Origin of the sequence: Candidatus Thioglobus sp. (assembly GCF_028599055.1) — a bacterium.
Taxonomy (GTDB): Bacteria; Pseudomonadota; Gammaproteobacteria; order PS1; family Pseudothioglobaceae; genus Thioglobus_A.
The window spans coordinates 1-6,792 of the sequence record NZ_JAQRMS010000067.1; the positions used below are offsets into that span (position 1 = coordinate 1).

General features: G+C 39.2%; 5 protein-coding genes and 1 pseudogene. 5 read left to right on the top strand and 1 reads right to left on the bottom strand.

Annotated features, from left to right (window positions below; all coding sequences use genetic code 11):
- The 4 genes and pseudogenes from PSN35_RS05295 to PSN35_RS05310 all read left to right on the top strand — a co-directional run.
- Positions 1-559, top strand: a pseudogene (locus PSN35_RS05295) (hypothetical protein); the annotation flags it as partial.
- 1 nt (position 560) lies between these two features.
- Entirely contained in the window at positions 561-1,076 is a 516-nt protein-coding gene (locus PSN35_RS05300) for a hypothetical protein (RefSeq protein WP_300030480.1), read from the top strand.
- Positions 1,073-1,960, top strand: coding sequence for a cysteine synthase CysM (gene cysM / locus PSN35_RS05305; RefSeq protein WP_300030483.1), 888 nt, complete (start codon positions 1,073-1,075; stop codon positions 1,958-1,960). The genes PSN35_RS05300 and cysM overlap by 4 nt, the downstream gene beginning before the upstream one ends.
- 23 nt (positions 1,961-1,983) lie before the next feature.
- Entirely contained in the window at positions 1,984-3,270 is a 1,287-nt protein-coding gene (locus tag PSN35_RS05310) for a chloride channel protein (protein ID WP_300030485.1), read from the top strand.
- Here the strand turns inward: PSN35_RS05310 and hemJ are convergent.
- Entirely contained in the window at positions 3,267-3,689 is a 423-nt protein-coding gene (gene hemJ, locus PSN35_RS05315) for a protoporphyrinogen oxidase HemJ (RefSeq protein WP_300030488.1), read from the bottom strand. The genes PSN35_RS05310 and hemJ overlap by 4 nt on opposite strands.
- Positions 3,690-3,767: 78 nt before the next feature.
- Between hemJ and PSN35_RS05320 the strand changes: the two genes are divergently transcribed.
- Positions 3,768-6,792, top strand: a 3,025-nt coding sequence (locus PSN35_RS05320) for a DUF3683 domain-containing protein (RefSeq protein ID WP_300030491.1), incomplete at its 3' end; no start/stop codon positions are given.

Below are 6,792 nucleotides of genomic sequence, written 5' to 3' on the forward strand. Positions count from 1 at the left end.
CTCAACAGAGTTGGGTGAAAATGATGTGAATACTAACATTTTAGAAGCCATCTTAAAATCTTTTGATCATTCAATCACAGAGGTTAAAAAAATTCAAGAAAGCACTAAAAATTCCTACATTATTAAGTTTTTTAATAACGATGAAGTAATCATTGAAAAGGGACAAATATTAAATCATGAAAGACTATCAAGAGGAACCATAGAATCTATTGATGTTGCTCATTTTATTAATTTTTTAATTTCAGAAGGTGAAGGAACTTTTTTCCTAGATGAAAAAATGGCGTATGCTCATTCAGAATTAGAGCTATCTGTGCTAAATCTAATGATTGAAAAATTAAAACCCAACTCGCAACTGTTTTATACAACGCATAATTATGATATTCTAGACATGAATTTACCCTCTCATAGTTACACCTTTATGCGCAAAGATGATTTTGTCAAAGTGTCTCATCCTGAGAAAATGGGTTACACCAAAAACGATAGAAACTTGCTGGGCTATGTAAAAAATGATGTGTTTAGCACTTTGCCAGATACATTAAAAATAGAGGAATTGCTATAAAATGGCAAAGCAAGTGTATTATTTTTATGAAGGAGAAACTGAAAAGAAGTTACTTTCCTATCTAAAAAAATGCGAATTAATCAAAGCAGGAAAATTAAAAAAACATAACCTTTGGCAAAATGGATTTGAAACAAAATTAAGATTGATTAATAAGAAAGATACAGTTTTTTTTATCATTGATACTGACAAAACAGGTAATAAAGATATTTTTATTAAGAATATAGAAACGTTGAAATCTCATAACGCTTACTTCACAATCCAACATAAAAACCTAGAAGATGAATTATATTTTTCGTGCAATAAAAAAAATAAATTAAGCTTATTTCAAGATTTCTACAATGTTTCCAGTACTAACGAATTTAAAAACCGCTTTATAGCTGAAAGCAATTTTGAGCAAAAATTAAATAACAACGACTTTGATTTTGAAAAATTATGGTCTAGAGGTGCTGCAGAATTTAAACAATTCTTAAACGACAACCATATTAAAATTGATACAGCTTGTAGGTATAAACCATGAACTACAAAACCATTGACCAAACCATTGGAAATACCCCTTTAGTTAAATTACAAAGACTAAACCCCAATCCAACAAACACCATTCTGTTAAAACTAGAAGGTAACAATCCGGCTGGCTCGGTAAAAGATCGTGCTGCTTTTAATATGATTGCTCAAGCTGAAGCACGTGGGGAGATTAAACCGGGTGATACCCTTATTGAAGCCACAAGCGGCAATACTGGCATTGCCCTAGCCATGGTGACTGCTATCAAAGGCTATAAAATGGTTTTAATCATGCCTGAAAACCTCTCACAAGAAAGGCGTGATGCTATGGCTGCTTATGGCGCAGAGTTATTATTAGTGACCGAGGCGGCAGGCATGGAAGGTGCGCGTGATTTAGCGGATAAGCTTGAATCTGATGGCAAAGGCATTCAATTGGATCAATTCTCAAATGCTGATAATTCAGGTGCACACATCAATACAACGGCGCAAGAAATCTGGCAAGATACGCAGGGCAACATTACCCATTTTGTCTCAGCCATGGGTACCACGGGTACCATTATGGGTGTTTCAAATACCTTAAAGCATAAAAATCCAGCCATTCAAATTATTGGCGTCCAGCCAGAAGATGGCGCGCAAATTGCTGGAATCCGTCGTTGGCCAAAAGAATACTTGCCAAAAATATTTGATCCATCACGTATCGACTCAATGATGGACGTTTCGCAACAATCAGCCGAGCAAGTAACACGAGCATTAGCCACACAGGAAGGCATCTTTGCCGGCGTCTCTAGTGGTGGCGCCGTATCAGCTGCACTTGAACTTTCCAAACAAATCAACAACGCCACCATTGTTACTATTGTGTGTGATCGAGGTGATCGCTACCTTTCAACCGGCCTATTCTCTTAATAGTTTAAGAGTGTCATAGTATTATGATTCCAACACGTGCAAAAATTACAAGATTTCTTGCACACCAGCTACCCAACAAACCAGCCACTTATTTATACTTACTATTGGCCAGTATCGTTAGTGTAGTAGCCATTATCACTTTTTTGGAATTAGCTAATACTGCTCAATATCTATTCAAAGATTTAAACACCAGCCTGCCCTATTTGAGTCTTTTACTTACCCCAATAGTGTTTGCTACGATTGTCTATCTTGATCAAAAAACACCAGAATTTATCGGCGGTAGCGGCGTGCCACAATTAATTGCTGCCACTGACTCACGCAATAAAAAAATTAGACTATTATTACTCTCCTTTAAAATTGCCATTAGTAAGTTATTACTGGTGTCATTTGCCGTACTGGGTGGTGCCTCTGTTAGTTTTGGCGGGCCCAGTGTTCATATCGGTAGCTCCATTTTTTATCATTTTTTTCACAAAACTCAACTCAAGAGAAAACTATTCATCAACGGCATTATTGCCATGGGTGGTTCAGTGGGTTTAATTGTTGCCTTTAATGCGCCCATCGCTGGCTTCTTATTTGCTTTTGAAGAAATTGGTCGGCATTTAAAAAAACAAGCTTTAATTTTAATTGCCATTGTTGTATTATTCAGTTATTTGTTAGCCAGCCTCTATCATGGAGACGCACCCTATCTAGGTAAGGTTAATCATCTTTATTTTGACATTACCAATCTTTGGCAACTAACCCCATTGGTGTTGATAAGTAGCCTATTAGGCGCTACGTTTGCCAAGCTCGCACTCACTTTAATCACTAGATTTGTTTTTATTAAAAACAGCAAAGTGGTTGTTTTTGCCATTATTTGTGGACTAATTGTCGGCACGATTAACTCGATCAACGCTGATACATCAGGATCTGGCGAAAAGGAATTACTAATATTACTATCAGGTGAGTCTTTGGGTTATGAATTTATCATCGCTAAGTTTGTTGCCTCACTTGCTTCATTTGCATCCACCATTGCTGGCGGATTGTTTATGACATCACTCACCATTGGCGGCGCTATTGGTGCTGAAATTAGTAGCCTTTATCAACAAATCGATTTACAAACTCTGGTTTTGTTTGGCATGATTTCATACCTATCGGCTGTGATTCGCACTCCGTTAACCGCTACCTTTTTAGTACTAGAAATGACTGGTTCGATGGATCTTATTCTGCCTGGATTAATTATCGCATTCGCTGCCAGTTATATATCCAAACAAATATCCAAACAGCCAATTTATGAAGCTTTGGCAGATAACTACCTAAAAATTACTCGTTAAAACGGTTTAACAACCACCAAAATAACAACCGCAATTAGAATCAGTACTGGAAATTCGTTAAACCAACGATAGAATACATCAGAGCGAGTATTGTTATCCGATTTAAAGATCTGCACTAAACGGCCACAGTAGAAATGATACGCAAGTAGTGGCACGATGAGTGCCAGCTTTGCATGTAGCCAGTATTGAGTTTGATAAAACGCCCAAGCATCAACCACCATCCATGTACCCAATACAACTGCTAGTATCATGCTTGGTGTCATAATACCGCGATACAACTTACGTTCCATTACTTTGAATCGTTCTATTGAAGGCTTATCTTCACTCATTGCATGATAAACAAACAAGCGCGGTAAATAAAATAAGGCGGCAAACCAAGTGATTACACTAATAATATGAAACGCTTTAACCCACAACATATAACCCCCTAAACATATAACATTCAATAACATCCATTATAGTAAAATAAAGCGAAATTAACCACTCTCTTTGAGGATTTGAAGCAATATCGCGAAATTCCCTATAACTACACCTCTTTTTCTGACAAGGAGGTTGTGTGTCGATTTTTAGGTGCTGATGCTTGGGATTTATTAGAATCTCTACGCACTAATCGCAACACAGGTCGTAGTGCTAGAATGCTATTTGAAGTACTGGGTGACATGTGGGTGGTTGACCGAAACCCTTATCTGCAAGAAGACTTAATCAAAAACCAACGACGCTGGAAGTCTTTAATTGAAGCGCTTAATTCTCGCCTTGATTTAATTCGTACTCGTGCAGATGGTAATACCAAGGTGCTTGACTTGCTTAATAGTGCCGATGGTGCAGTGGCTAAATTTGAACACTGCTTGAGTGATTTTAAACACCATAAGAATCGAATTAAAAAGGCACTCTTAAAAGTCACGCATAATAACAATATTCGCTTTGATGCCTTGTCTCGCTCGTCGCACGCAACCGATGCAACCGATTGGCGTGTTGAATACCCTCAAGTGGTCATCACTCCAGATACTGAACTTGAGATATCTGCCATTGTTAAAACCTGTATTGAACTTGGTTTAACAATCATTCCTCGTGGCGGTGGTACAGGCTACACGGGTGGCGCTATTCCACTTCATGCACAAACCGCGGTGATTAACACTGAGAAACTTAGCTTTTTAGAGGGTGTTCAAAATACCAATGGGCTGCATAGTGTCAATGTCGGTGCCGGTGTTATTACCAAACGCGTGAGTGAATTAGCCGCTAAAAACAATTTAGTATTTGCTGTTGATCCAACCTCACAAGACGCCTGCACTATCGGTGGTAATGTCGCCATGAACGCTGGCGGCAAAAAAGCCCTAAGATGGGGCACTACCATTGACAACCTGCTATCTTGGAAAATGGTGATGCCTGATGGCACTTGGTTGCAAGTTGAGCGTCTGAATCATAATCAAGACAAGATTCAGCTACTTAAAACTGTCAGCTTTAAAATTAACACACTCAAGGCTGATGCAAAAACAATTACTGATAGCCGAGTGCTGGATATTGACACAAAAACACTCAGAAAAAGTGGCCTAGGCAAAGATGTCACCAACAAATTTCTTGACGGTCTTCCAGGCATTCAAAAAGAAGGCTGTGACGGCTTTATTACCTCTGCTGAATTCATTTTGCATCAACCTCTAGAACACATTAACACGCTGTGTTTGGAATTTTTTGGCCATGATCTTAAAGCGGCAGTTTCAACCATTGTTGACATTAAAACGTTAATCGACAGTGTTAAAGATGTTGATTTAGTCGGCATGGAGCATCTCGATGCGCGCTACATCAAGGCGGTTAATTACACCACCAAAGCCAATAAGGCTGAGCTGCCAAAAATGGTTTTATTGGTTGACATATCTAGCCATCAACAATCCGAATTGGATCACTACATTGAGATAATTCAAACCATTACACGCAATAAAGAGGGTGAATGTTTTGTCGCTAAAGCGGCTATTAAGCGTCAAATTTTCTGGAAGGATCGCGCCAATACTGCTGCGATTGCTGCTCACACCAATGCCTTTAAAATTAATGAAGACGTGGTTATTCCGCTCGATAAATTGGCAGATTACAATGACGGTATTGAGCACATCAATATTCGCCTATCGATTGAAAATAAATTAGACACGCTAAATGATGTTCATCATTATCTAGCCAATATTAAAGCTGAAACACACTTGGTGAAAGATAAGATCACCTTGGCACTTGAGCTGCTTAATACGATCAATTCACAGTGGCAACAAGTGCTAGACCAGCTAGATGATGCTGATTTGTTTAAGCAAGTGCAAACAGCGCGGCGCGTCATCTCTTACATGGATGAATTTGCTCATCCGCTCAACGACTTACTCATGGGTGATGTCTTTACTCAAATGCGCGAAGACATTAAACAAATTCATGATGCACAGCGCAACGTGCGTTTATTTGTCGCCACTCACATGCATGCGGGTGATGGCAATGTGCATACCAATATTCCAGTTCATTCTCACAATACTCAGATGCTGGAAAAAGCTGAATCTGTGGTGGATGAGATTATGCTGCTAGCTGCCAACTTAGGTGGCGTTATCTCTGGCGAACACGGCATTGGTTTGACTAAATATCAATACTTATCAGATGAATTTAAACAAGCATTTGAACAGTATAAAGCTGATGTAGACCCAGACAACCATTTTAACAAAGGCAAATTAATGCCGGGCAGCGGCCTAAATGGTGCCTTCACCCCTTCTCTACATTTGGTTGAGCAAGAAGCGCTTATTTTAGAAAGTAGTGAAATTGGTGAAATTAACGACATGGTTAAATCTTGCCTGCGCTGTGGCAAATGCAAGGGTGTTTGTACTACTCATGTCCCTGAGGCTAATTTACTTTACTCGCCTCGCGACAAGATCATTGGTACTAACTTAATTTCCGAAGCGTTCTTATATGAAGAGCAAACCAGACGCGGCATTTCGCTTAATCATTTTGTTGAGTTAAATGATGTGGCTGATCATTGCACGATTTGCCACCGTTGCGCAACGCCGTGCCCGGTTGATATTGATTTTGGCAATGTCTCCATTAAGATGAAATCTATCTTAATTAAACAAGATAAACGCCGAACCAATATTGCTTCAAAACTATCACTGGCTTATTTAAACACCACACAACCTTGGAAAATCAATCTGAGTAAAAAATTACTCATTGATTTCGGCTACAAAGCGCAAAACTTAGCTGCTCGTATTGCTAAGCCGTTTTTAAATAAACAACCCAACAAAACCGTTGGCAAGCCGTCATTAACCATTGAGCTAACCACCTTACTCGATAAGCCACTGCCTACGGATACTGGCTTGCGTCCATTGCGCGAATTATTGAATATTACCGATACGACTAGTGTGCCGATTTTGTCACACCCTGAAAAATCAAGCGCTGATTCACCTAGCGTGTTTTATTTCCCAGGTTGTGGCTCCGAACGTCTTTATTCGCAAATTGGATTAGCAACCATCGCCCTACTTTACCATCAAGGTATCAAGGTGGTGTTGCCGC

Bases quoted from the DNA above. Each gene is read 5' to 3' on its own strand.
- PSN35_RS05300 (WP_300030480.1), top strand. From the start codon at position 561: ATGGCAAAGCAAGTGTATTATTTTTATGAAGGAGAAACTGAAAAGAAG.
- cysM (WP_300030483.1), top strand. From the start codon at position 1,073: ATGAACTACAAAACCATTGACCAAACCATTGGAAATACCCCTTTAGTT.
- PSN35_RS05310 (WP_300030485.1), top strand. From the start codon at position 1,984: ATGATTCCAACACGTGCAAAAATTACAAGATTTCTTGCACACCAGCTA.
- hemJ (WP_300030488.1), bottom strand. From the start codon at position 3,689: ATGTTGTGGGTTAAAGCGTTTCATATTATTAGTGTAATCACTTGGTTT.